Source organism: Bradyrhizobium sp. HKCCYLR20261 (assembly GCF_051168435.1).
GTDB lineage: Bacteria > Pseudomonadota > Alphaproteobacteria > Rhizobiales > Xanthobacteraceae > Bradyrhizobium.
This window is the reverse complement of sequence record NZ_JBNPUZ010000022.1, coordinates 24,231-48,091: the sequence shown is the minus strand read 5'-3', so window position 1 is coordinate 48,091 and position 23,861 is coordinate 24,231. Positions and strand designations below refer to the sequence as shown.

Here is a 23,861-nt window from a genome sequence, read left to right as displayed (position 1 = left end):
CGCAACGTGGCCGCAATTGCGCGGTTCGGGCAGAATCGCTGATTGCTGCCTAGGGCGTGATCTCATAAATCGGAATGTCCGCTCATCTCCCAACAGCGAGCGCAGAAACGGACATTGCATGAGGTCCGAGCCGGCCAGCAGCAGACTTAAGATCTGCAAACCCTGTTCTTGGGGAGGCGTTAGGGCCGAGCGACATCGTCATGCAGCTTTCTGGCTTGCCTGCATCATCTGCAACGAGCGGACGCGGCGGCGCAGGATCTCGTTACGCATCGTCGCCAGATGTAGCGTGACGAACAGCAGCGTGAACGCGACGGCCATTACCAAGAGCGGAATCAGGAATGATTTGTCGAGCGCCGATCCGCCCATGCGCATCACCGAGGCCAGCTGGTGCAGCGTGTTCCACCAGTCGACCGAGAATTTGATGATCGGCAGATTGAGCGCGCCGACCAGCGTCAGCACGGCCGCGGCGCGTGCCGCGCGCGAGGGATTCTCGACCGCGCGCCACAGCGCCATCAGGCCGAGATACATCAGGAATAGGATCAGCACCGAGGTCAGCCGCGCGTCCCATTCCCAATAGGTGCCCCACATCGGCCGGCCCCATAGCGAGCCCGTGAGCAGCGTAAGGAAGGTGAAGCTGGCTCCGATGGGAGCAGCCGCCTTCGCGGCGACGTCGGCGAGCGGATGCCGCCACACCGATGCTGATGCCGATCAGCGGCAAGAAGCCCAAGGAAGGGGCAGCGAAGAAGTCATCCACCAAGCCCCAACGAAAGTCAGCCTGACGCCCCCCTCCGCTGCAGGTTATGGATATGACGCGCGGCTTCGGACCGCCGCGTCGACGTTCTCGACGAAATCCCGGACCGCGTCGGCCGCCTGTCGAACAAACGTCCGTGTGAAGATTTGTTGCTCGTTACCGTCCTTGTCGTTCCCGTTGCGATGGACGCAGTCGTGTCGGAGGCTGACGAGTCGAAAAAGGAACTCCTTGTCCGCCGCGCGATCGAGCAGCCGTAAGCCGAGCGCGATGCGGTAGAGCACGTCGACCTTCGCGAGGTTGTGGTACAGGATGCCGCGCAGGTGGCTGCGGACTTTCCCCTGGACCAGTGTGAGGTCCTTGGAGATCTCGGAGAGAGTAAACTTCTCCTTCTTCAGATCGTCGCTCTCGTCGACGAGCCGCTGCAACGCATCGCTATCGGAGAAGACCTCATTGAGAAGGGTGTCGCCGAGATAGGTCTCTAGTGCCGTGATCTGATGTGAAAAAACCAGTCGGTTGACGAGATGTCCCCCGTCGTCCGAGCCGTGACTCGCGAGCAAGTCGGTCGTCTCCCGAAACGAGCGTAGAAAAACCGAACAGGGATCGCCAGGCGGCGTTAGATCCAGCCATTCGTCGAGGTCGGGTTCGGGCGGCTCGTGCTCGAGCCCGTAGTCGAAATCTTCGACGATCTCGTGCTGACCGACGTCGGTGGCTTCATGATTTTGGGCGCCGACCGGGTATTCCCATAGACCCCAGGTCAGGAGTCCCAAAACCGGGTGATCGACGGACGCTTCATGGTGCAGCGCTTCGCCCATGCCTCTTTCGTCGCTGTCGACGATCTCCCAGTCGAGTTCGTCACTTTCGATCTCATAGATCTCTCCGGTATCGTGGTGCCTGATGCGGGCGGTCCCTAGACAATAGACCTGCATTCGACTTCATTCCCTCCACGACGAAGTGTCGACGTCTATCACTGTGTCATCTAGATCAAAGTCCTCCGGGGTGCTCGCTGGCGCCGAAGTGGTGCACTCGAAAGGAAAGCTCTCTTTGAAGTCAACTGGATCATGTTTGCCGCCAGCCATCAGCGTGACGCTGACGGTGCCGGTGAACCGGCATCGGATCCTATCAGCGTCCACGCTCAATACCTCCGGATCGTCGATCAGAACGCCGCCGGTCTCGTATTTGCCCGAGATTTCATCGAGTTCACTGATGGTCTGGTTTATGAATGCTCTCGTGGCGGCACCGCTGAGCGCGTGCGATAGGGCAGTCGCGACACGATCCTTCATCTCGTCGATCGTCACGAACAAATCGTCGAGCGCAGCCAGCGCGTTCTCCGCGAACTCTTCGATCTCTTGTTCTGTCGTCAATTCGGTGTCCGGTCGGACATGGGTCCGCTTATTCAGTTCCTGGAATGCGGGCCCTAAACCCGAGTGAAGCGTTTCAGGCTTGATACCGAGCTTGGTTTTGAGGAAAGCGTCGGTCAAACCTCCACGGCAGGTGTACAGCGCGCGTTGTCTCCTTGTGGGGCCTTCGACGTTGGCGTCCTGCTTGAACCACTGGCAACGCATCACCTCGGCTTCGGGAGCCATAAGTTCGAGCACATGCGCGGTCAGTTCGCGGAACGAACTAGCAGACTGGTTCGCGCGAGCGGGATTATTGTCCTGGGTGAGCACAGCCAATGCCCCCTCAAGTTGGCGCCTGGAAAAATCGTCGGGCAGGCGATCTTTGATCTTGTCGACTAGTTCCTGGCTTGGCACTGCTTCGTCCCATAGCGGATGGCTTGAATCATTCGAGCGAACGCCGCTTTGCGGCGAGCAAGTCGAAATGTTTGGCGACTTGCTTTAGCCCGGGTCGATTATAAACCGGTTGACGGCGATGGACAGGGCTCCCGCTCGTTTTCCACGAATCGATTGTCGGCAACAACTAAAGCGGGAGTGGCACTATCGTGATTGCGCGCACGTCCAGTGGAGCTGGGAAACATGAAGAAGCATCGCCAAAAGCCATCAACTTCCAAGAGGCAGAAGCCGGCTGGAAAACCGAGGGCCGAGTCTTTGGCCATGGAAGCGAACTACCTCACGGCCGGGCAACGCGCGCGCGGCATCCGCGCCTTCTCGCTCCATCCCGGCAAGATCTTCACGCCGCTTCAGCGTCATCTCACGCAGACCGAGATGGCGGCTGAAGGCTGGTTCGACGCAAACGGTAATCCTGCGGATCCAACTTGAAATCTCCGGCCGGATTCAGGAAAGCGCCGCCTACAAGGAAGGCTCGGCTCTTTAAGGACGAGTAGTAACCAGCCTGCCCGAGTTCTGGCCCTCAAAGGCCGGGAAGGCCATCCTCACGGGATGCCGTCCGCAGGCGCTGGGTCAACACTAGGTGGTTTCTGCGGAGACTAATGTGTCAAACAGAAGCCGTAACACGGCCGCGGCGGAAGCTGACGCCTTCGCGCGGTAATTGTCCGCCTTGTGGGCGTCGCAATAGTCCACGATTCCGCGGACGACGATGAAGTCGGTACTTTGTGCGTAAGCGGCTTCCCGCAGTCCCGCCGCTTCCATCTCGATGGCCATCGCCTTGAAGCGGTCGCGTATCGCGTCGCGAACGGCGGGATCTTTGAGGAGCGTATCTCCCGCCGCGATCACGCCGGTGTGGACCATCGAGCGGCCTGGGACGGTGCGCCTGGGATCGATCGGGTGCGCGATTTCGCCGCCGTCGGCATCATGCAGAACATCAAGCGTCGGATCTGGTTCGGTCGCCCCGAGGTTGACCATGGCTTCTACATAGGCAGTACGCCAGGCGTCGGAAAAGCCGGAAGTGTTGTTTTTGAGCATGCTTGCAGCCTGCAGCCAGGCATGGCTGGCGCGCTGCGGTTCGTCGCGGTAATCCAACCTTCCGTCGGCGTGCCGCTTGGTGTGGTCGTGCTCGGCGACCTTGGTCGAGATGACGACATCCCCCAGCCTTACGTGGGTCTCCGGGTCACTAGGATTGGGGCAGCCGCCGGCGATGCCCACGAACGCGCACCATCGGACGTCGAACGAGCGCAGCATATTGGCCGCCAGAACCGCGGCTCTGGTATTGCCCTGGTCGGACGTCCCGTAGACGACCGTGACCTTCCTGCTCGCGATATCGAATTGGACTAGCCGGTACATGTTGGCGTCGCCGTTGACCATCAACAAGCGGCCTTCACCGAAGACATGCTGGACGGCCTCGCGCTCGATCGGTAGGGCCGTTACGATGGCGAGATCGACTCGTGTTTTCGTGACGACGGGCAGGGTTGCGTATCCTTGGGTTTGGGTCATCTCGAAGGCATCGATGAAGCGGGGATCACGGCTGAGGGCATCGAGGTCATCCGGTGCTGCGGCTCTGATTTCGTCGAGCAACTCGACGTCGCGACAGGCCTTCACCAGGATATCGTACCGAATGTCATCCCCAAAGGCTTCCGAAGGCAAATCATGGCTGCCAAGGTGGAGCAGTCCCTGGATCATGCCGGCGCCGGGATCCTTGGAATAGCTCCTGAAGTATTCACGATTGACGATGCTGTGCGATCGGTTCCTGATGATCAAATTCGTCGGGTCGAGTCCGAGCACCGGCAGGATATGGTCGACCACCCACGCGGCCCCTGCGAGCCGCTCCTCCACTTCGGCCCACTGCTTCTCGAAGACGTCCTCGCTTCGCCCGTCCGTATATAGCCCGTGAAAGGAGCGCCCGGCTTCGCCCGACTGCAAGGCGTCGAGCCATCCCAGTGCAATGTCCCGACCGGCACTTCTGGTGCGCCGATGCCAACCCATAGGCTGATCCATGGAAGCCAGGTAAGCCGAATGTTGAGGCGATCCGGGAGCGTACTGGGGAAGCTTTTCGTATCGGAACTCTTCGATGGATGAGCCGCCGCCCACCAGGACAAACCGCTGCGAAACAAAGGCGCTCTCGAGAAATGGTTTTAGGACCGTCGCCGCGATGGCACTCTCATGGTAGGAGGATGCCGGGATAAGTATCCTCGATCCCACCATGACGGCGAAGCGGGTCGCGAGATCCATTTCTTCGAGAGCGTTGCGGCTCTTGGCGTAACTGCCGCGCTCTTCCAGGAAATGGACGTCGAAAAAATGAAGAAAAATGGGGCGGGGGCGAATGGAGCCCGGTGTCAGAATTGAGGAAATCTGAGCTGGGCCGTCTCGTGACGACATGATGCTTCGTACATTTTTACGAGCTGGGAAAGATCGCCATGGAGCGAAATGGCGCCCCAGGCAGTCAATTCGTCGGAATATTGGCGCGGGATCTCGCCCAAAAGAAAAATATGCTTTCGCGAAGAAAAGGCCACGCTCACCTCGGCGAACGTGTTGGCGCCGATGTAGCCGTGAACGCCGTTTTTGTCGAAATTTGCCACCAGAACGCCGTACGTGAGCGGGTGCTTGATCTTGTTGATGTGAGACGTCGAGATTCCTTTCTTGAACGACATGTAGGAGCGCTTGTCGAGAACGTTGAAGCCGGCGTCGATATCATCGGGCATGACTGAGCGGACGCCGAGTCTGTCGAACTCGTTCTTGATCTGGCGCATTTGGGACATGAACGCGACGCTGCCCGAAATCACCACTCGCTTGGCCGCAGCGAGTTCCGGGGAGTGCATTTGTTCATGTCGAAGCGAGGCGGCGCTCGACATCGAAGACTTCTCCGCTGCCTTTCGAAAAGATCCAGTCGAATGGGGTGTCACCCTGGAATCTTAGCACGAACTCCGCCGGTGCGACCACACACCACTCGGGGATATGAACAGGTAGGTCGTTGGGCTGTTCCGAGAAGTAGATGGGCTGCCGACGCTGGATGATCCGTCCGATCTCGTATGAGGTGGTTCTCCCGACGTACCCCCGCGGTGCAACCACGTAGACGGCATCCGCAGAGAAGATATTCTCGAGCGTACGACTCTGGACCTCTGGGTCGCTCGCGGAGGCATCGTCGGTCGAAAACCTCACGAACTCCTCTCCGTCGACGATCGCGGCTCCCGATGGAGAGACGATAGCGAATCCGGCCGCTCTGAAGCGATGCAGGATGTCCAGCACGCCGTCGTACCGTTCGCGGCGGAAACTTCCGATTATCGCTATCCGCTTCGTCATTGCACGCCTAGGCTGAAACTGCGTAAGGTTCGCGTAGCTTGAGCATGTTTCGCGTCCAGAGGCAATCGATCTGAGGCAGCCGCGTCGAATAACCTTCGCTGGGCGAGTGGCCCTACGGTCCTCATTGCGGACACCCCTTCCGGGCATAGCCGCGTTGACGAAGGCATCCTCGACCCAGGTTGGTTACGGGCGTGTCTCTGGATTGGCGGCACCCCGGCGCTGCAGAGGGGACGCGAAGCGCCGATTGGCGGTGCGTGCCCGTGAAACGCCCGGCCGTTTCCACCGACGAGACAGGCATTGGATCCAAGGAGAGCCGCACCGATGTCTGTGCCGCTGTGGGCGGCCGTGTCAGCGTTGGAGGACGACTACCCCTTGCCGCGTTCGGTCGTCTCCCATGCGAAGACGTCCGGATGTTCTACGTCGTCGCTTCGAAGTCCATATCGTGCGACCAGGAACGCTTCGAGCGTCTTCTCGTCGGCCGCGGGGAAGTGGACGTCCAGGTCCCAGGATCTCAGATAGGTCGTTTGATAGACCTGTCGGAACCGCTGGAGAAGGTCTACCGGAATGAGGTCGGGATCGAGGGCCGAATGCGGGTCTTCGACGAAGTCGAAGGCTGCGCGAAGCGCTTCGGTCGCTTGCGTTTCGGAGGCGTCATCTTTCAGGGGATGTCGCAGGTTCGCTGCGGCGTTGGCTATGATCGAAAGGATTTCCCAGTCTCGCAATCCTTCGCGATGCCACTGCACGAGAAGTTTTCGGCGATCCGCGCGATTGCCGAGGCGGCGTGTGGTGTAGCCGACGCTTGCGATTCCCTTTTCGTACCTGCGTCCGATCCGCTCCAACGCTTCGGCCTTCGAATAGGTCGGTCCGGGGCCGGTTTTGGAAGCGAGCAACGGATGCTCCTGTCCGTCGAATCGGCGATCGAGGGCGAGGGGAGCGGTGTCGGTGGGGTTCGTACGCTCGAAATTCTCGTCATCCGTGAACTCTCGATAGAGTTCGCGATAAGGCCGCGCGATATAGACACGACCTGCGGCTTCCCTGAGTTCTCGTTCAATAGCGGACTGCAGGATGTCTCTAGGGAGGAGCGAGATCAGACTGAGCAGCCCCATGGTCGGCACGAAGACGTCTGCGATCCATCGGTTTACGTGCTTCTCGGAAAACTGCCGGCGGACCTCCATGTCCACGACGATCGCATCCTTTACAGAAGGCTCCTCGCGAACTTGGACGCGAGGCGCTTTGCGACAAAGCGTGATGTTTAGATGCACGTTCAATGGCAGCAGGCAGAGATCGAGGCCGGCCAGCGCTACCAGCACGATCTGGAGGGTGGCTATGGTTTCCTCGGCGATCGCGACCGTCTCCGGGACATTGGCGAACGAGGCGGTCCAGCGAACACCGAGGGCCCGCCAGGAAACCGTCCGGGTCGCGCCGAGGTCGCCGAATGGCCGATCCACGAAGCTTTCCTCGATCCTGCTCCAGGTCTCGTCCCACGAGCCCTTTGTCCAGAACCCGTCCGGGTCGAGAGACGATTGGATGATCGTCTCCTGCAGCGGCGGAGGCCATTTCGAAAGTGCGGCATCCACTTGCGCGAGATAGTACGATCCGGCACGAGCTGCGAGACCTCGGAGGGCGGCGGCCTGGCCGAGCTGGGCACGGATATCGGGATGCCTATCGTGATCGAGCGGGTCGGCGTCATGTTCGACGTGGGCAAGCATCGCCAGAAGGAGCAAGCGGAGGAACGACATGGAATTGCCCGCCGTGTCGTCCGCGTCCGCGGCTCGGAAGAGCATGGTTGGCGCGGTACGGGCGACCTCCTGATCGTCGGACGTTCGGGCGACGAACGCGGCCGCCAAGGCCACGTACTTCGCGGCATAGGCGGCTCCGAGTTCGAGGTATGAGGTGGCCAGAAGATAGCTCGCTTGCTGAAACGCGACCATGGAGTCGCCGGTCAGCCAGCGTTGCTGCACCCGATGCAGATCGCGCACCGCCTGGAGCAAATCGTCGATCTTGTAGAATGCCCGCGCGCGCTCGAAGGTGCTTTCGGCCGCCATCATCGGACCCTGCCGTTTCGCGAGCAGCGCGTCGGCGTCTTCAGCCAATTTCGCAAATCGAGGGTGAGGTCCCAATGGGCCGGTCATCTTCGACAGGTGGGCTGCGAATTCGGCGATAGGAAAGAGCGGCGTCGCTTCCGCCTCCTTCAGCATCAGCTCCCAATCGTCGAATGCGCGATCGGTAAGGAGTGGGCCGCCCTCTACCTCCGGCACCAACTGCAGGAAAGCCCGGGCATCGAGCAGGGTGCTCCGTCGTCCCGGCCCCAGTGCTCCCAAGATCTCGCGATCGAGCAGCGACTGCAATCGACCCCGCCAAGCGAAAAGCTCGGCTGGGTCCGCTTCGAGTTGCTTCAAGGCCAAGCCTCCGAAAGCGTAGACCAGCAGAACCGAAGCGTCTTTCATATCCGCCACGGCCAACCAGTCTTCGAGGTCGGAGAAGAAGTCCCTCAGACGCGGCAACTGGCTCGTCATCTCGCTCTTGCCGCGCAGAAAGGCGACCGCAATTTCGTAGGCAGCCCAGCGTTGGAGGTGGCGGGGCGAAGCGGGTTCGGTGAAGCGCTCCATCAGCCCGATCCAGCGGAGGAAGTCCGGCTTCGCGCCTTCGTTCCGCGTCGCGCGACGGAGACCGAACTTAATCTCGGCAAAATCGGCCGCGCTGGCCGAGAGAGGTGCGCGCCCGCTCCAGCGCTCGCGCAGCTTCCCGTACCATTCGTCCTGATCCACGGTCGCCGGAACGATCTCCGCTGGGATGTGAAGGAACTCCTGGGCGATCCAGAACACGTCGCGGTCGCTCAACATCTCGGCGATCGCGGATCCGTCGAAAATTTCCAGAGGGACGTCATGGGTCTTGCGGACCCAATCCTGGAGCGCGTGCCGTCTGCCGACCGGCAAGTTGCTTTCGCAGAAGTAGAAGATCTCGTCGGCCCTTCCTTCCTTCAGCGCGGAGTTGACGTCCGCTTTGATCTTCGCCTCGATCCGTTTCTCGATTGAACAGAGAAAGACGGCCTTGCCGTCGGAGATCCTGCGGTCGAAGAGGCCGATCCCAATCCCGGCGCTGTAGGTCTCGAAGTCGCGGCCCTGGTCTCCTCCTGCGGAGACCGGTCCGGTCGCCGGCAGGATGTTGCGGTAGATCCTTGCCCGTGCGAGATGGCGGCAGAGGTTCTCGAATTCGTGGTGGCCGTTGCGGGCCGAAAGCTCGCCCAGATGGAAGCGGATGACCCTCGCGAGCTTCACCGGCGTCTGGCCGCTCGGAGGGATAACAACGGGATCCATTTCTCGTCTCGCTCGAGCACACGGCGGCTCGCCGCGACGGTGCTGGGGCCGAAGCGGTGTTCGGCTCAGCCAACGGCTGCAATATGCACGATTCTAGGCCGGACGGGATGGGGACTTCTTAGCGGCCGAAATCGGGCGTGCAACGTATCTGCAACACCGGGGTGCTAACCCATTGATTTATTATGCGGTGATACGGTTTCCTAAACCGTAGGTCGCATGTTCGAGTCATGCCGGGATCGCCATTCTTTCAGCGCCACGCCTCCAGCCGCCGGACATCATCGCAGCTTTCCTGAAGTGCGCAGCATCGCCGCGAAATGACGCTTGTCCGGGAATCGGGTGGAGCGCATCGCCGTCATCAGGGAACCATCCAGGAGCCGACAGTGGCCGTCGCCGCTGCATCACCTGGAGAGCGTCATGCACACCACCATCGAGCCGGGCATCCTGTATTTCGGGACGCCCGTGGTCCTCATCAGCACCGTCAACGAGGACGGCAGCGCCAATCTCGCGCCGATGTCCTCGGCGTTCTGGCTCGGCTGGCGCTGCATGCTCGGCCTCGCGGCGGGATCGAAGACGCCGCAGAACATGCTGCGGACCGGCGAATGCGTGCTGAACCTGCCCTCGGTCGACCTCGTCGCCGCCGTCGACCGGCTGGCGCTGACCACGGGGTCCGATCCGGTCCCGCCGATGAAGCTGCGCAAGGGCTATCGTCACGAGCCCGACAAGTTCACTGCGGCCGGTCTCACGCCTGCGCCGTCCGAGACCGTCGCCGCGCCGCGCGTCGCCGAATGTCCGGTGCAGCTCGAAGCCTGCGTCGAGGCGGTGCACGGCATCGCCGATGACGATGCCGTCCTGAAGGGCCACATCCAATGCTTCGAGGTGCGCGTGCAGCGGGTCCATGTCGCCCCCGCCATCCTGATGGACGGCACGCGCGACCGCGTCGATCCCGATAAATGGCGGCCGCTGATCATGAGCTTTCAGCAATTCTATGGGCTCGGTCCGCGCGTTCACGAGTCCCGCCTGGGCACCATTCCCGAAGCAGCCTATCGCACGCCCGACATCATCCGTGCACGGGACGCGTCGCGTCCGCTGGCCGTTCCGGCCTGACGCGCAATGGTGTGGCGGGCGACGACGCTATCGCGTCGCCAACCGTGCCGGTCCTGTGTCGCCTGAGAGCGCGGATCGGAACGACAGCCTGATCAGGCTGTAGAGCATCGGGAATTGAAATACGAAGCTCATCGCGGCCGCGCCGACCAGCACGTCGTAGCGCTGCGTTTCGATCAGCCGCTTCGCTGTCGGCACGGCATGGACCAGGCCGTCGGCGAGGTAGATCACGGCAAAGACCCGCCAGATGATCGCCGTGAGCAGGTGCAGCCTGAAGGCATGGTCGAACAGCGCGATCAATCCGCCGAGCGCGAGCGTCGCGCTCACCGTGTGCGCCGTCGTATCGTAGAAGCCGGGATCCAGGGCAGCCTGCACGAACCAGAGGCCGTAGACCACCGCGATCACCTTCAGCACCATCGGATCGTCCCCCAAGCTCGGCACCGCGCGCGCCGTCTGACACCAACAGGCTACGACGCGTGCGGCCAAGGATGGGTTAACCCGTCAGCGCAGATTGTCCCGAACCATCCTGTCCCGCCAGCATGATGTCGCTCCGCTGCACACAGCCGCGCCCTCTCGGACGCGGCTGTTTTGAAGGCCGGCGGATCACATCACCATTGATATCTGACCCGGCCGGTGCCGGCCCAGGACGATGCGGACGGCGCGAACTGGCCGTCGATCTGACCCGACAGCGTGAGATGCGAAGTCAGCGCGACCTCGGCGACACCCGACAGCAGCGCCGAGTCCGCCGCGATCCGCGCGCCCGTGGTGACGAAGCTCGCACCGGGGAGGGTCTGGAACGTCGCGCTCACATTGGAGTCACGATTGTAGTCGTGGGCCCAGGCGGCGCGGCCGCGCAGCAGGAACGTCTCGGAGATGCGGCGATCGGCCCAGAGGCCGAGCTCGGTGCGCGGCAGGGTGGTGTCGCGCGCGGCGAAGGTGAGGGCCGAGCCGCCCGCGCCGAGCGAGCTGGTCTCGCTGTAGGACGGGCTCCACACCTGCTGCAGCTGTAGCGCGGCGTAGGGCGTGAGGCCGCCGAAGCCCAGATCGAACCGGTAGCCGGCCTCGGCGCGGCCCGCGAGGGTCGGCGCCGTGTAGCTCGCGCGCAGCGTCTCGATGGCGCCGGCGGTGAGGTTGCGCGTCGTCGACATCCAATGCGCGCCGGCGGCGAGGCTGCCGGAGACATAGGCCGCGCCGAAGCGCTTCGTCGCATAGGCCGCCGCCTGGATGAAGTCCGAATTGCCATAGCCGCCGCCCTGCGCGACGCTGAAGCTGGCCTGGCCGCCTGACAGCGCGAAGCCCAGCGTCACGTCCGGCGCCAGCCGATAATCGGCGCCGGCCGCGAGGCCGTAGATCCGCGACGACAGGTCCTGGCTGCCGGCCGCGGCATCGCCGCCGATGCGGCCGCCGCCGCCGAACGCCGAGCCCCACACCGCCCAGCTCGGCTCCATCGGCATCGCCTTGGCGAAGATCCTGCCGGCCTTGGCGGCCGGGCCGCTCGCCTCGGCATAAGCCATCATCGGCGAGCCGCCGGGGTTCGAACCGGAGCGGCCGCTGCCGCCGAAGTCGAGCACGGTGGAGAGGAAGCCGGTCATGCTCTGGCCGACGCTCTGCGTCACCGCCGGTGCGCTCTGGCTGGCGAGCTGATTGAACGTCGCGCCGACGCCGGCCGCGCTCTGGAAGTAGATCGACTGCAGCGACGTCGGCAAGGTGCCGCCCTTGGTCACCGCATTGGCGAGCGCGTTGTAGATCTGCTGGCCGTTGCCGCTCACGCCAGTGGCCGGCAGCGACGGCAGCGCGGCCTGCTTCAGCGTGAGATAGGCGTTCTGGCCGTCATAGCTCAAGGTCGGCGTGACGTTGGTGATGCCCGTGGTCGTGGAGTTGAACGAGGCGAACTGACCGTTCACGCCGCCGCCGGCGGACACGATCGCCACCTTGCTGCCCGCCGCATAGACGCCGCTCGCGAACGTCGCTGTGACCTGGCCGTTCAGCGTCGCCGTGCCGGACACGCTGGTCGTGCTGAAGCTGCCGGGCGTGAACTGCAGCGCGTAAGCTGCGCCGCTGGTGAAGGCGAGGCTGCCGAGCACGGTGAGCTTGCCGGCCTGGCCGGTGAGGCCCGTCACCGCCTGATAGCCCGGCGCCAGCGTGCCGGCGACGTTCACGTTGCCGACGGTGCCGAGGCCGGAGAGGGTCGCGCCGGCATTGACGCTGATCGGGCTCGTCACCGCAGCGCCCGCCGCGATGACGAGGGCGCCGCCATTCACGGTGGTGCCGCCGCCATAGCTGTTGTTGCCGGCGAGCACGAGCGTGCCGCTGCCGCTCTTGGTCAGCGATCCCGCGCCGGAGATGTCGTTGCTCCAGATGTCGAACGCATTGTAGCCGCCCTGCGCGGCATCCATCGTCACCGCGACCGCGCTGTTGAACGCGCCATAGCCGTAGGCCGCCTGGTAGAGATTGATGCGGCCCCAGCCGTCCCAGGTGTTGCCGTCGAGCAGCGCGTAGCCGGAGGGCAGCGCCGTGGTCTTCAGGATGTCGGTGCGCTGGGCGTCGCTGAGATAGGGAAAGCGGGTCAGCAGCAGCACCTGCGCCTGCACCGGCACGTTCTCCGGCAGGGTGGTGCTGGCGCCGGCGAGCTGCAGGCCATAGGTCATGCGGTAGGTGTAGCTCGACGGATCGGTCGAGCTGAGGTTGACGTCCTTGGAGGCCGCCGCGATCGTCGCCGCGCCGCCCTGCGCCTGCTGGATGCAGGCCTGCACGCTCACCGTGCCGCAGGATGACGAGAGATACGACTGCGTCTGGGTGTAGGCCTGGTAGACGGCGTAGGCATTGGTGTTGGCCGGGTTGGTCCAGTCGACCCGGTCGCCGTTGGAATCATACAGCGCATTGTAGATGTTGGTGGCCGCGATCGCGGTCGCGAACGTGCGGCCGCCGATGACGTCGAGCGGCGAATGCATGCCGGCCAGGATGCGGTTGTTGCCGAGATCGGCGGCGCGTGCCAGCAGGCTCTGATATTGCTGCGGCACCAGGAAGGCGAGGCCGAGCGCCTGCGTATAGCCGGAATTGGTGTGGCCGGAGATGAAGCCGCCGTCGGCATAGGGGTTGGTGCTGTTGATGATCTGCAAGAGCGGCGTCGGCACGCTGACGTCGGTCGACAACCGGTAGGGCCGCGACGCCGCGCCGATGCCGGGCACGTAGTCGCCGACCACGAACTGCGTCGGCTGCAGCACGCCGTTCACGATGCTGCCGACATTCGGCACGGTGAGATAGCTCAGGCTGGTGCCGTTCGCGTTGTTCTGCGCGTCGATCATCCCCTGGGTCACGGTGAAGCCGCGCACCCAGTTGGTGGCGTTGCCGTAGACCGCGGGGATCGTGAGGTTGCCGTAATAGGTGGGGACGACGATGTTGGCGGTGTCGGCCGTGGTCAACCCGGTCCTGGTCGTGGCGTTGTAGTTGCCGAAGGCGGCGGCCAGCGGGCTTACCGTGGTCTGGTTCACCGAGGCGCCGAACGCGCCGGGGTTGGTCACCGGCGCGGTCGAGCCCATGTAGCGCTCGAAGGTGCGCTTGGACGGCTCGGTCGAGGAATTGGCGCGCACGGTGTTGTTGACGAAGTTGACGGCGGCGGCGAGCGGTGTCGCGCTGCCATTGCCGAAGGTCGTCGCGCCCCAGCTCGCGCTGTTCAGATAGTTGATGTTGGATTGGAAGTTCTGCAGCGTGTACGGCGCGTAGGTCGTCGGCGTCAGGCTGTTCGGCGTAGTGCCGCTGGCGGAGGCGCCGGTGCCGGTCATGAAGGAGCTGGTGAGCACGCCGAGCCCGTTCAAGACGCTGTATTGCTGACTGGTGCGGTCGTCGTGGATCGCCTCCAGCGTCTGCGCCGCGGTGCGCGCCCGCGTCATGCGGACCACGGTGGCGAGGTTCTGTTCCATGACGCCCGTGCCGTTGGTCAGCGCCGGATCGTTCAGCATCAGGTTGATGTAGGAATCGACCACGTTGACCATGGTCGAGCCAACCGTTGCCGTGCTCGAATTGGTGAAGTTCACCGGCGGCGTGGTCGGGATGTCGCCGGCCTTGGCGGCGAAGGGCAGCAGCGCCGAGCCCAGCGCGGCATATTTCCAGAACTTCAGGTAAGCAGACGACGACATTCCGACGGTTCCCAGACAAAGACATTCGATGCCGGAACCGATGCGGACTCCGGCGGGACGCGTCGCCGTCACACATGCGACGTTTTGTCCCGCCGCCGTCACTATTGGGCGTTTGTTTCAGATTCTTAACGGTTTGTTAGCGATTGCCTTTGGTCGGTGTCTGTCATCGCCGGGACACACAGCCTTGACGTGATCGCGAATCACCCTGCCCAGCACAGCGGGAATTTTGCCGACCATTTGGTGTGGCGCGATCGGCGCGCGTGCTTTCGGTTGTAGTCACGTCGGACAATGCCGGGCGTCGATGTGGGTTGCCCAGGGGCAGCCCAACATCGCAGCCTCAGGACATCGTGAGCGACTGATCCGCCTCGCTTGGACGTTGCTGGCTCTCCGCGAGCAGCTCCCGCACCCGCGGCACCACCACCCGGCCGTACAGCTCGATGCTGCGCATCAGCTTGGCGTGGGGCAGGGGACCCGCGGAGTACTTCAGCTGGAAGCGCGACAGGCCGAGCGCCTTGATCGTGGCGGCGATCTTCTGCGCCACCGTCTCCGGCGAGCCGACATAGAGTGAGCCGTGATCGGCCTCCTGGACGAATTCGTCGCGGCCCATCGGCGGCCAGCCGCGCTCGCGGCCGATGCGGTCGCGCATGGTCTTGTAGTCCGGCCACAGCTCCTCGCGCGCCTGTTCGTCGGTGTCGGCGACATAGCCGGGGGAGTGCACGCCGATCGGGTTCGTCGCGCGGCCGAACTGCTTGATCGCGCGATGATAGAGATCGACATAGGGCGCGAACCGCGTGGGGTCGCCGCCGATGATCGCGAGCATCAGCGGCAGCTCGTAATGCGCCGCGCGCACCACGGACTCGGGACTGCCGCCGACGCCGATCCACGCCTTCAGCCGGCCGTGCTCGACCGGCGGATACACCAGCTGCTCGCGCAGCGGCGGGCGCAGATTGCCCTGCCAGGTCAGCGGCTGCTGCGGCAGCAGGCTGACGAACAGATCGAGCTTCTCCTCGAACAGCGTCTCGTAGTCCTTGAGGTCGAAGCCGAACAGCGGGAAGGATTCCGTGAACGAGCCGCGGCCGAGGATCACCTCGGCGCGGCCGTTCGAGACAGCATCGAGCGTGGCGAAGCGCTGGAACACGCGGATCGGATCGTCCGAGCTCAGCACCGTCACCGAAGATCCGAGCCTGATCTTCGTGGTCCGCGCCGCAATCGCCGCCAGCGCGACCTCGGGCGCCGAGATCGCGAAGTCGCCGCGGTGATGCTCGCCGAGCCCGATGAAGTCGATCCCGAGCTGGTCGGCGAGCACGGCCTCCTCGACGACGTCGCGGATCACCTGGGCATGCGGCGCGATCGCGCCATCGGCGCCGCGGGTGACGTCGCCGAAAGTATCCAGGCCGAATTCGATTGCTGCAGTCATGTCTCGTTCCAATCCGTCGCGCCGTCATACGGCGTCCCGCTGTCAGCTGGAAGGGGCTGAACCGGATTGCAAGCGGCCAGGGCGAAACACAGGGTTTCACTCCGCAGAGGCCCTGTCTGCGAACGCGGGTCCGCCGCCTCACCCCGTCATCCCCCGTCATTCCGGGGCAATCGTCATGCGCGACTGCGCATGACGATTGAACCCGGAATCTCGATGTGGCGAAAAGAGATCCAGACAATCTCGGGATTCCGGGTTCAAGGCCTTTCGGCCTTGCCCCGGAATGACGGTTGCCTGGCGAAGACGAGGGCCGCAACCCGATTCGGGTCACGCCCAAAATTTCCTCTTTCGTTTTTCCGAAAACTATGCTCTACTCTCTCCATCCCGCCTCATCGATGAGGGGCGTACGCGCGGTCGTCACGAGACGCGAGGCGGGGATGCGGTGGCCGTGGCGGGTCGCAGCGTGACGCAAGTCGCGCCGACGAACGATCCGCTGCGGACGGTCAAGCCGTGTGGTCCTGGCCTCCCGATGCTGAGGCCAAGCCGGTGGTGTGATCCATCGGCGACGGGGGCAAGACAGCCGGTCCCCGGGGAGAGCTCGGAGCAGCCGTAAGCCCATCGCGCAGGGAATGCCGGATTGTCGGCTGAACCTGTGGTACCTGCCGCCTGCATTTTTTTCGCAGGCGGGCCATGGGTTGCGGCCAGCACCCGGCATTCCCTGCGCCCTCATCTTTCGAGGGTGTTCCATCTGGCAAGACTCGGGCGAAACCGGCCGCGGGACCGCCCGCGCATGGGCGGTGCAACGCCGGCCGTCGCGCCCTTGATGCGCGCATGCCATGCCAAAAAATGGGCGTGTCGGCCCGCCGCGCATCACCTAGGCTCGGTGCATGGACGACATGGGACCACGCGCATGACCTCAGGCGGCGACTATCAGATCTTCCATGCGGGCGACGTCCTGCTGCAATCGGGCGTGACGTTCCCGTCGCTGCGGCTCGCCTACAAGACCTATGGCACGCTCAATGCGGCCAAGGACAACGTCATCCTCTATCCGACCTCGTTCGGCGCCCAGCACACCGACATCGAATGGCTGATCGGGCCCGGCGGCATTCTCGACTCCGACAGATATTTCATCATCATCCCGAATCTGTTCGGCAACGGCCTGTCGTCGTCGCCGTCGAACACGCCGGTCGGCGAGACGCCGTTCCCGGCGATCAGCTATCACGACGCCATCGCGGTCCAGAGGCGGCTCCTGGCGGAGCAGTTCGGCATCGAGAAGCTCGCGCTGGTCTATGGCTGGTCGATGGGCGGCATGCAGGCCTATCACTGGGCTGCGCTCCATCCCGACATGGTCGAGCGCGCCGCGGTCGTGTGCGGCAGCGCGCGCTGCTCGCCCTACAATCATCTGTTCCTCGACGCCGTGAAGGCGGCGCTGATCGCCGACCCTGCGTTCCGGAACGGCCGGTTCGTCGAGAAGCCGGTGGCCGGCCTGTGCGCCATGGGCCGTATCTATGCCGGATGGGCGATGTCCTACGAGTTCTACCGCGACGAGGTCTGGCGCGAGCAGGGTTTTGGCTCGCAGGAGGACTATCTCGCCGCGACCTGGGACACCGCCTTCGCCCATCGCGACGCCAACAATCTGCTGACGCAGATCGCGATCTGGCAGGGCGGCGACATCAGCAATTGCGCGGCGTTCTCAGGCGATCTCGACCGGGCGCTGGCCGCGATCACCGCGCGCATGCTGCTGATGCCCGGCCAGACCGACCGCTATTTCGACTGGCGCGACAATGAGCGCGAGCTGCCGAAGCTTATCAACGCGCGCTCCGCCGCGCTGCGGCCGATCCCCTCGGTCCACGGCCACCGCGCCGGCAATCCCGTTCGCATCCCGGCCGATCGCGACTTCATCAAAGCCCAAGTGTCGACCCTTCTCCAGAGCTGAGCCCTATCTGTCATGACCGACGTGCCCACCGACGAATTCGCGCCTCGCCCGAAGCTGCTGACTCCGCCAGTGTTGCAGCAGCTCTGCACGCGCTCCAACCTCAAGGGCGCCCTGCGCACGCTCAGTCATTACGGCGCGATCGTCGCCATCGGTGCGCTGATCGGAGCCATTGCCTCGACGCAGGGCGTCGTGTGGACGCTGCCCTTGCTGCCGGTGCAGGGCGTGCTGATCGCGTTCCTGTTCATGGCGGTGCACGAGACCGCGCACAAGACCGCATTCGACAGCCGCAGGCTCAACGTGGCGGTCGGCAATCTGTCCGGCTTCCTGATCGGGCTGCCCTATGAGTACTACTGCCTGTTCCACTGGGAGCATCACCGCCACACCCAGGATCCCCAGCGCGATCCCGAACTGATCGTTGGCCCCAAGCCGCGCTCCGAGACGCAACTCGCGATCGCCTATTCAGGTCTGGTCCAGGTGGCCGGCCGCCTCAAGCTGGTGCTGAAGCATGCGGTGACCGGCGAAGTGACCGTGCCCTGGGTCCCCGCCGGCCGCCGCGCGATCATCGTGCGCGAGGCGCGTTTCTACGTCGCCGGCTACGCGCTGCTGCTGCTCGGCTCGCTGGCGCTGCACAGCGCGTTGTTGTTGTGGGTCTGGGTCGTGCCGCTGCTGCTCGGCCAACTGATCCTGCGCCCCTATCTCTACGCCGAGCACACCGGCTGCGATCACACGAGAAGCGCCTTCCACAACACCCGCACCACCTTCACCACGCAATTCGTGCACTGGATCGCCTGGAACATGCCCTACCACGTCGAGCACCACGCCTATCCCGCCGTGCCGTTCCACGCGCTGCCGAAGCTGCATGCGATCGTGGATGGGGAGATCAAGTATCGCGGGGAGGGGTATGTCGCGGTGACGCGGCAGACCTGGGCGTGGTTTCGGACGCAGTGGGAGGGGACGAAGTCTCAGACCTAACGAAGTCTCGCACATGATGAGTTGGGATCCGAGCCGTTGCCACGCGATCAGTGCGCCCTCTCTCCCGCTTGCGGGGGAGGGTCGGGGTGGGGGCGCCACAGCGGCAGTCTTTCCGGAGCGGCCCCCACCCGCATCGCATCTGACCATGCGATGCGACCTCCCCCGCAAGCGGGGGAGGCGCAGACCGACCGCGTCGCCTGCGATGTCGGCAAGCCCTCGCCGAGCAGACGGTGCACCCTCTCCCCCAAGGCGAAGCTATTGCTTCGCCAGGGTGGGAGATGGTGGCTTTCAAGCAACGCATGAAAGCCGGGTGAGGGGTTGCCACGAACTCAGTCCTGAATTTGGGGAAAGAACCCCTCACCCGAGTGAGTATGACGCTTATAGCGGCGATGCCCTTTCCCACCCTGGCGAAGCCATTGCTTCGCCTTGGGGGAGAGGGCGCAGTCATTGGCGCCATAGGAGCACTGCTGCTGCAGATTTAGTTCACCGCCACCGCTCGCGCATCCTTGCGCCCAGGTCGATCCGCGGCCCCGCGCTCGCAACCGCCGACCCCGCCTGCACCTTCGGCCAGCTGACACGCTCGAACAGCGACACCAGCGCCTCTGGAATAAATCGCGTGCGCGAGGCGTAGACATGACGATCGCCGCGCACGGGCTGGCCATGGACGAAGAAACGCTGCGGCACCAGCAGATGCAGATCGTCCTTGGCGCGGGTCATCGCGACATAGAGCAGCCGACGCTCTTCCTCCAGCTCGGCGCTGGAGCCGGCGCCGAGATCGGACGGCATGCAGCCGTCGACGACGTTGAGGACGTGCACCGCATTCCACTCCATGCCCTTGGCGGAGTGGATGGTGGAGAGGATCAGATAGTCCTCGTCGAGCAGGGGCACGCCGGCCTGGTCGGAGGTGGCGTCGGGCGGGTCGAGCGTCAATTCGGTGAGGAAGCGCTCGCGCGACGGATAGCCGCTGGCGATCTGTTCGAGCTGCAGCAGATCGGCGCTGCGTACCTCCGCATCCTCGTGCACGCGCTCGAGATGCGGCTGATACCAGTGCCTGACGCGCTCGATGTCGGCGGGCCAGTCCGAAACGCGCAGCTGGTCGAGCATGCGCACGAACGTCGCCCAATCCTCTCCCGCGCGCGCCGGCGTCGGTTGGGCGCACAACGCACGAAGCGGATCGGCGCTCTCACCGGCGGCATCGAGCAGCCGCTGCGCCGACGCCGGGCCGATGCCCGGAATCAGATGCAGCACGCGGAATCCGGCGATGCGGTCGCGCGGATTTTCGACGAAGCGCAGGCAGGCCAGCATGTCCTTGACATGCGCGGCATCGAGAAACTTCAGCCCGCCGAACTTCACGAACGGAATGTTTCGACGCGTCAGCTCGAACTCCAGCGGACCAGAGTGCGAGGAGGTCCGGAACAGCACCGCCTGCTGCTTCAGCACGATGCCTTCCTCGCGCTTGGCCAGCACCTGTTGGACGATGTAGCGCGCCTGGTCGGTCTCATCGCGCACCGTCACCAGCTGCGGCTTGCGCGAGGCGATTCGGTCGGTCCACAGATTCTTAGTGAAGCGCTCGCGCGCCAGTCCGATCACCGCGTTGGCTGCGGAGAGGATCGGCTGTGTCGAGCGGTAGTTGCGGTCGAGCGTGACGATGTCGGCGCGCGGACTGAACTGATCGGGAAATTCCAGGATGTTGCGCACGGTCGCGGCACGGAACGCGTAGATCGACTGCGCATCGTCGCCGACCACGGTAAGACCGGCGCCGTCAGGCTTGAGGCCAAGCAGGATCTGCGACTGCAGCCGGTTCGTGTCCTGATACTCGTCGACCAGCACGTGGTCGAAACGATCGCCGATCTCGCGGGCGATGCTCTCGTCCGCCATCATCTGCGCCCAGTAGAGCAGCAGGTCGTCATAGTCGAGCACCGCATTGGCCTGCTTGGCGTCGACATAGGCCGCGAACAGGCCCTTCAGCTCGCCGGCCCACTCCGCGCACCAGGGAAAGTGCCGCACCAGCGCCTCGTCGAGCGGCATGTCGGCATTGACGCAGCGCGAGTAGATCGCAAGGCAGGTGCCCTTGGTCGGAAAGCGCTTCTGCGTGTTGGACAGGCCGCGCTCGTGCCGCACCAAATTCATCAGGTCGGCGGAATCCTCGCGATCATGGATCGTGAACACGGGATCGAGGCCGATGCGTTCGGCATAGTCGCGCAGCATTCGCGCGCCCAGGCCGTGAAACGTGCCGGCCCAGGTCAGTCCCGAGGTGATCGCCTCCGCCTGGCTGCCCAGCACCTTTCGCGCGATGCGCTCGACACGCCGGCTCATTTCGCTCGCGGCGCGGCGCGAGAATGTCATCAGCAGGATGCGGCGCGGATCGGCGCCGTTGACGAGCAGATGCGCGACGCGATGCGCCAGCGTGTTGGTCTTGCCCGAGCCGGCCCCCGCGATGATCAGCAGCGGCGGCCCAGGTGCGGCCAAAGCGCCGCCATGCTCGACCGCGCGGCGCTGCTCCGGATTGAGATCGTCGAGATATGTCGCGGCCGCTGCCTGCACGAATCGCCCCTCAGCTCGCGAGAATCCGCGATTTGCGCCATGCGCGCAACGACATGGCCCGCTTGCGGCAGCGTTTTACATGATTCGCAATCGGTCTTTTTTGCCACGGTTGCCCACAGAGCGTCAGTCAGCCGCTTGCGCCGGCGCGCTTGGACTCCTATCCAATCAGCCCCGTCACGAATCTCGGAAGAACACCGTGTCGAATTTTGCCTCCATCATCGCTGCTGAGCTCTCTGTCAGGGACGCCCAGGTCCAAGCCGCGATCGACCTGCTCGACGGCGGCGCGACCGTTCCGTTCATCGCGCGCTACCGCAAGGAAGCGACGGGCATGCTCGATGACACGCAGCTGCGTACGCTGGAAGAGCGGCTGCGCTACTTGCGCGAGATGGATGCACGGCGCACCGCGATCATCGAGAGCATCAAGTCGCAAGGCAAGATGACGCCGGAGATCGAGCTGGCGCTGGCGACCGCCGACACCAAGGCGCGCCTGGAAGATATCTATCTGCCGTTCAAGGAGAAGCGCCGTACCAAGGCGCAGATCGCCAAGGAGGCCGGGCTCGAGCCGCTCGCCGACATGCTGATCGGCGATCCGATGAAGAACCCCGAGGAAGAGGCGAAGGCCTTCATCAAGAAGGACGGCGACAATCCGGTCAAGGACGTCAGGGCCGCGCTCGACGGCGCCCGCGCGATCCTGGTCGAGCGCTTCGCCGAGCATGCCGACCTCGTCGGCTCGCTGCGCGAGGAGATGTGGACGCGCGGTGCCGTCAAGTCGACGGTGCGTCACGGCAAGAAGACCGAAGGCGCCAAGTTCGCCGACTATTTCGATTTCTCCGAGCCGTTCACCAAGCTGCCGTCGCACCGCATCCTGGCGATGCTGCGCGGCGAGAAGGAAGAGGTGCTGCAGCTCGATTTCGGCGACGGCGAGCCGGAAGACTCGAAGGATCCGTCGCTGTATGAGAACCGCATCGCAGTGACCTTCGGCATCTCGCGCCAGGGCCGTCCCGCCGATCAGTTCCTGTCGGACTCCGTGCGCTGGGCCTGGCGCACCCGCATCAAGACCTCGCTCGCGCTCGATGTGCGCATGCGGCTGTGGCAGGAAGCGGAGAAGGAAGCCGTGCGCGTGTTCGCCGCGAACCTGCGCGACCTGCTGCTTGCAGCTCCCGCCGGCGGCCGCGCCACGCTCGGTCTCGATCCCGGCTTCCGCACCGGCGTCAAGGTCGCGGTCATCGACCGCACCGGCAAGTTCGTCGATCACGCCACGATCTATCCGCACGAGCCGCAGCGGCAGTGGAACGAGAGCATGCTGACCTTGGCGCAGCTCTGCATCAAGCACCGCATCGAGCTGGTCGCGATCGGCAACGGCACCGCGTCGCGCGAGACCGAGAAGCTGGTCACCGACCTGATGAAGCTGAAGCCGGACCTCAAGCTGACCAAGGCGATCGTCTCGGAAGCCGGCGCGTCGGTCTACTCGGCCTCGGAATTCGCCGCCAAGGAATTCCCCAATCTCGACGTCTCGATCCGCGGCGCGGTGTCGATCGCGCGCCGTCTGCAGGATCCGCTCGGCGAGCTCGTGAAGGTGCCGCCGGCCTCGATCGGCGTCGGCCAGTATCAGCATGACCTCAATCAGTACGAGCTGGCGCGCGCGCTCGATGCCACCGTCGAGGACTGCGTGAACGCGGTCGGCGTTGATCTCAACACCGCCTCCGCGCCGCTGCTGGCACGCGTGTCCGGCATCGGCGAGACCCTGGCGCAGAACATCGTCGCGCATCGCGACGCCAATGGTCCGTTCCCGACCCGCGACAAGCTCAAGGACGTGCCGCGATTGGGACCGAAGGCGTTCGAGCAGTGCGCGGGCTTCCTGCGCATCCGCGACGGCGACAATCCGCTCGATGCCTCCGGCGTGCATCCTGAAGCCTATCCGGTCGTGAAGAAGATTCTCGAAGCGACCAAGAGCGACATCAAGGTGCTGATCGGCGAGACCAAGACCTTGAAGGCGCTCAATCCGGCGAAGTTCGCCGATGAGCGCTTCGGCGTCCCGACGGTCACCGACATCATCAAGGAGCTGGAGAAGCCCGGCCGCGACCCGCGCCCCGAATTCAAGACCGCGACCTTCCAGGAGGGCGTCGAGAAGATCACCGACCTCAAGCCCGGCATGATCCTGGAGGCGACCGTCACCAACGTCGCCGCGTTCGGCGCCTTCGCCGACATCGGCGTGCACCAGGATGGCCTGATCCACATCTCGGCGATGTCCGAGAAGCGCATCAACGATCCGCGCGAGGTGGTGAAGCCGGGCCAGGTGGTGAAGGTCAAGGTGCTCGATGTCGACGTGCCGCGCCAGCGCATCTCGCTGACCTTGCGGCTGTCCGATCCGCTGCCGGCCAAGGGCGAGAAGCGCACCAGCGCGCGACCGCCGGCGGCGGCGCGCATGACCACGCGCGAGGAGAAGCCGTCGGGCGGTGGCGCCTTCGCCGCGGCGCTGGCGAAAGCCCAGGAGCGGCGCAAGGGCGCGTGAGCGCTCAGACGACTCCTGACAACGGTGGCACGTCGCGGCATGGCGCTTCATTCCGCGGCGTTGAACTAAAAAGGTCGAGGCGCCTTCC

The 23,861-nt window shown here is 64.3% G+C and carries 14 protein-coding genes, 1 tRNA gene and 2 pseudogenes; 6 read left to right on the top strand and 11 right to left on the bottom strand.

Going from position 1 to position 23,861, the window contains the following annotated elements; all coding sequences use genetic code 11:
* Positions 1-198 precede the first annotated feature (198 nt).
* From ccmC to ACQR1L_RS31760, 3 genes and pseudogenes are all read right to left on the bottom strand, one after another.
* Positions 199-708 (bottom strand): annotated as a pseudogene (gene ccmC / locus ACQR1L_RS31770) (heme ABC transporter permease CcmC); the annotation flags it as partial.
* Positions 709-798: 90 nt separating this feature from the next.
* A complete protein-coding gene (locus tag ACQR1L_RS31765) occupies positions 799-1,677 on the bottom strand; it encodes a hypothetical protein (RefSeq protein WP_434861852.1) in 879 nt (292 codons plus the stop codon).
* Positions 1,678-1,683: 6 nt separating this feature from the next.
* Positions 1,684-2,502, bottom strand: coding sequence for a hypothetical protein (locus tag ACQR1L_RS31760; protein ID WP_434861851.1), 819 nt, complete (start codon positions 2,500-2,502; stop codon positions 1,684-1,686).
* 297 nt (positions 2,503-2,799) lie between these two features.
* On the opposite strand from ACQR1L_RS31760, the pseudogene ACQR1L_RS31755 reads away from it, so the two are divergent.
* A pseudogene (locus ACQR1L_RS31755) lies at positions 2,800-2,964 on the top strand (oxidoreductase); the annotation flags it as partial.
* A gap of 150 nt (positions 2,965-3,114) precedes the next feature.
* Here ACQR1L_RS31755 and ACQR1L_RS31750 read toward each other — a convergent pair.
* The 4 genes from ACQR1L_RS31750 to ACQR1L_RS31735 all read right to left on the bottom strand — a co-directional run bounded on the left by ACQR1L_RS31750 (position 3,115) and on the right by ACQR1L_RS31735 (position 9,158).
* Positions 3,115-4,920 (bottom strand): hypothetical protein, encoded by a 1,806-nt coding sequence (locus tag ACQR1L_RS31750; RefSeq protein ID WP_434861850.1) that lies wholly within the window; start codon positions 4,918-4,920, stop codon positions 3,115-3,117.
* Positions 4,878-5,393 carry a hypothetical protein gene (locus tag ACQR1L_RS31745; RefSeq protein ID WP_434861849.1) on the bottom strand — a complete coding sequence of 172 codons (516 nt, stop codon included), beginning with the start codon at positions 5,391-5,393 and terminating at the stop codon, positions 4,878-4,880. The genes ACQR1L_RS31750 and ACQR1L_RS31745 overlap by 43 nt, the downstream gene beginning before the upstream one ends.
* Positions 5,365-5,841 (bottom strand): hypothetical protein, encoded by a 477-nt coding sequence (locus ACQR1L_RS31740; protein WP_434861848.1) that lies wholly within the window; start codon positions 5,839-5,841, stop codon positions 5,365-5,367. Before ACQR1L_RS31740 ends, ACQR1L_RS31745 begins: the two co-directional genes overlap by 29 nt.
* Before the next feature lie 365 nt (positions 5,842-6,206).
* Entirely contained in the window at positions 6,207-9,158 is a 2,952-nt protein-coding gene (locus tag ACQR1L_RS31735) for a hypothetical protein (protein WP_434861847.1), read from the bottom strand.
* A 174-nt stretch (positions 9,159-9,332) separates the two neighbouring features.
* Between ACQR1L_RS31735 and ACQR1L_RS31730 the strand changes: the two genes are divergently transcribed.
* Positions 9,333-9,400, top strand: a tRNA-Ser gene (locus ACQR1L_RS31730).
* Between the two features lie 172 nt (positions 9,401-9,572).
* Positions 9,573-10,262 (top strand): flavin reductase family protein, encoded by a 690-nt coding sequence (locus ACQR1L_RS31725; protein WP_434861846.1) that lies wholly within the window; start codon positions 9,573-9,575, stop codon positions 10,260-10,262.
* 27 nt (positions 10,263-10,289) lie between these two features.
* On the opposite strand, the gene ACQR1L_RS31720 is transcribed toward ACQR1L_RS31725, so the two are convergent.
* The 3 genes from ACQR1L_RS31720 to ACQR1L_RS31710 form a co-directional block, all read right to left on the bottom strand.
* Complete coding sequence (locus ACQR1L_RS31720; RefSeq protein WP_434861845.1) at positions 10,290-10,700, bottom strand: hypothetical protein; 411 nt, start codon at positions 10,698-10,700, stop codon at positions 10,290-10,292.
* A gap of 167 nt (positions 10,701-10,867) precedes the next feature.
* A complete protein-coding gene (locus ACQR1L_RS31715; RefSeq protein WP_434861844.1) occupies positions 10,868-14,395 on the bottom strand; it encodes an autotransporter domain-containing protein in 3,528 nt (1,175 codons plus the stop codon).
* A gap of 337 nt (positions 14,396-14,732) precedes the next feature.
* Positions 14,733-15,812: an LLM class flavin-dependent oxidoreductase gene (locus tag ACQR1L_RS31710; RefSeq protein WP_434861843.1), complete on the bottom strand. Its 1,080-nt coding sequence runs from the start codon at positions 15,810-15,812 to the stop codon at positions 14,733-14,735.
* A gap of 907 nt (positions 15,813-16,719) precedes the next feature.
* Between ACQR1L_RS31710 and ACQR1L_RS31705 the strand changes: the two genes are divergently transcribed.
* Both ACQR1L_RS31705 and ACQR1L_RS31700 read left to right on the top strand, forming a co-directional pair.
* Positions 16,720-17,745, top strand: a complete 1,026-nt coding sequence (locus ACQR1L_RS31705) for an alpha/beta fold hydrolase (RefSeq protein WP_434861842.1) — start codon at positions 16,720-16,722, stop codon at positions 17,743-17,745.
* A 12-nt stretch (positions 17,746-17,757) separates the two neighbouring features.
* On the top strand, positions 17,758-18,717 hold the full coding sequence (locus ACQR1L_RS31700) for a fatty acid desaturase family protein (RefSeq protein WP_434861841.1): 960 nt from the start codon (positions 17,758-17,760) through the stop codon (positions 18,715-18,717).
* Positions 18,718-19,200: 483 nt separating this feature from the next.
* On the opposite strand, the gene ACQR1L_RS31695 is transcribed toward ACQR1L_RS31700, so the two are convergent.
* Positions 19,201-21,261 carry an ATP-dependent helicase gene (locus ACQR1L_RS31695; protein WP_434861840.1) on the bottom strand — a complete coding sequence of 687 codons (2,061 nt, stop codon included), beginning with the start codon at positions 21,259-21,261 and terminating at the stop codon, positions 19,201-19,203.
* 196 nt (positions 21,262-21,457) lie between these two features.
* Here ACQR1L_RS31695 and ACQR1L_RS31690 point away from each other — a divergent pair, with 196 nt between their 5' ends.
* A complete protein-coding gene (locus tag ACQR1L_RS31690) occupies positions 21,458-23,773 on the top strand; it encodes a Tex family protein (RefSeq protein WP_434861839.1) in 2,316 nt (771 codons plus the stop codon).
* Positions 23,774-23,861 lie beyond the last annotated feature (88 nt).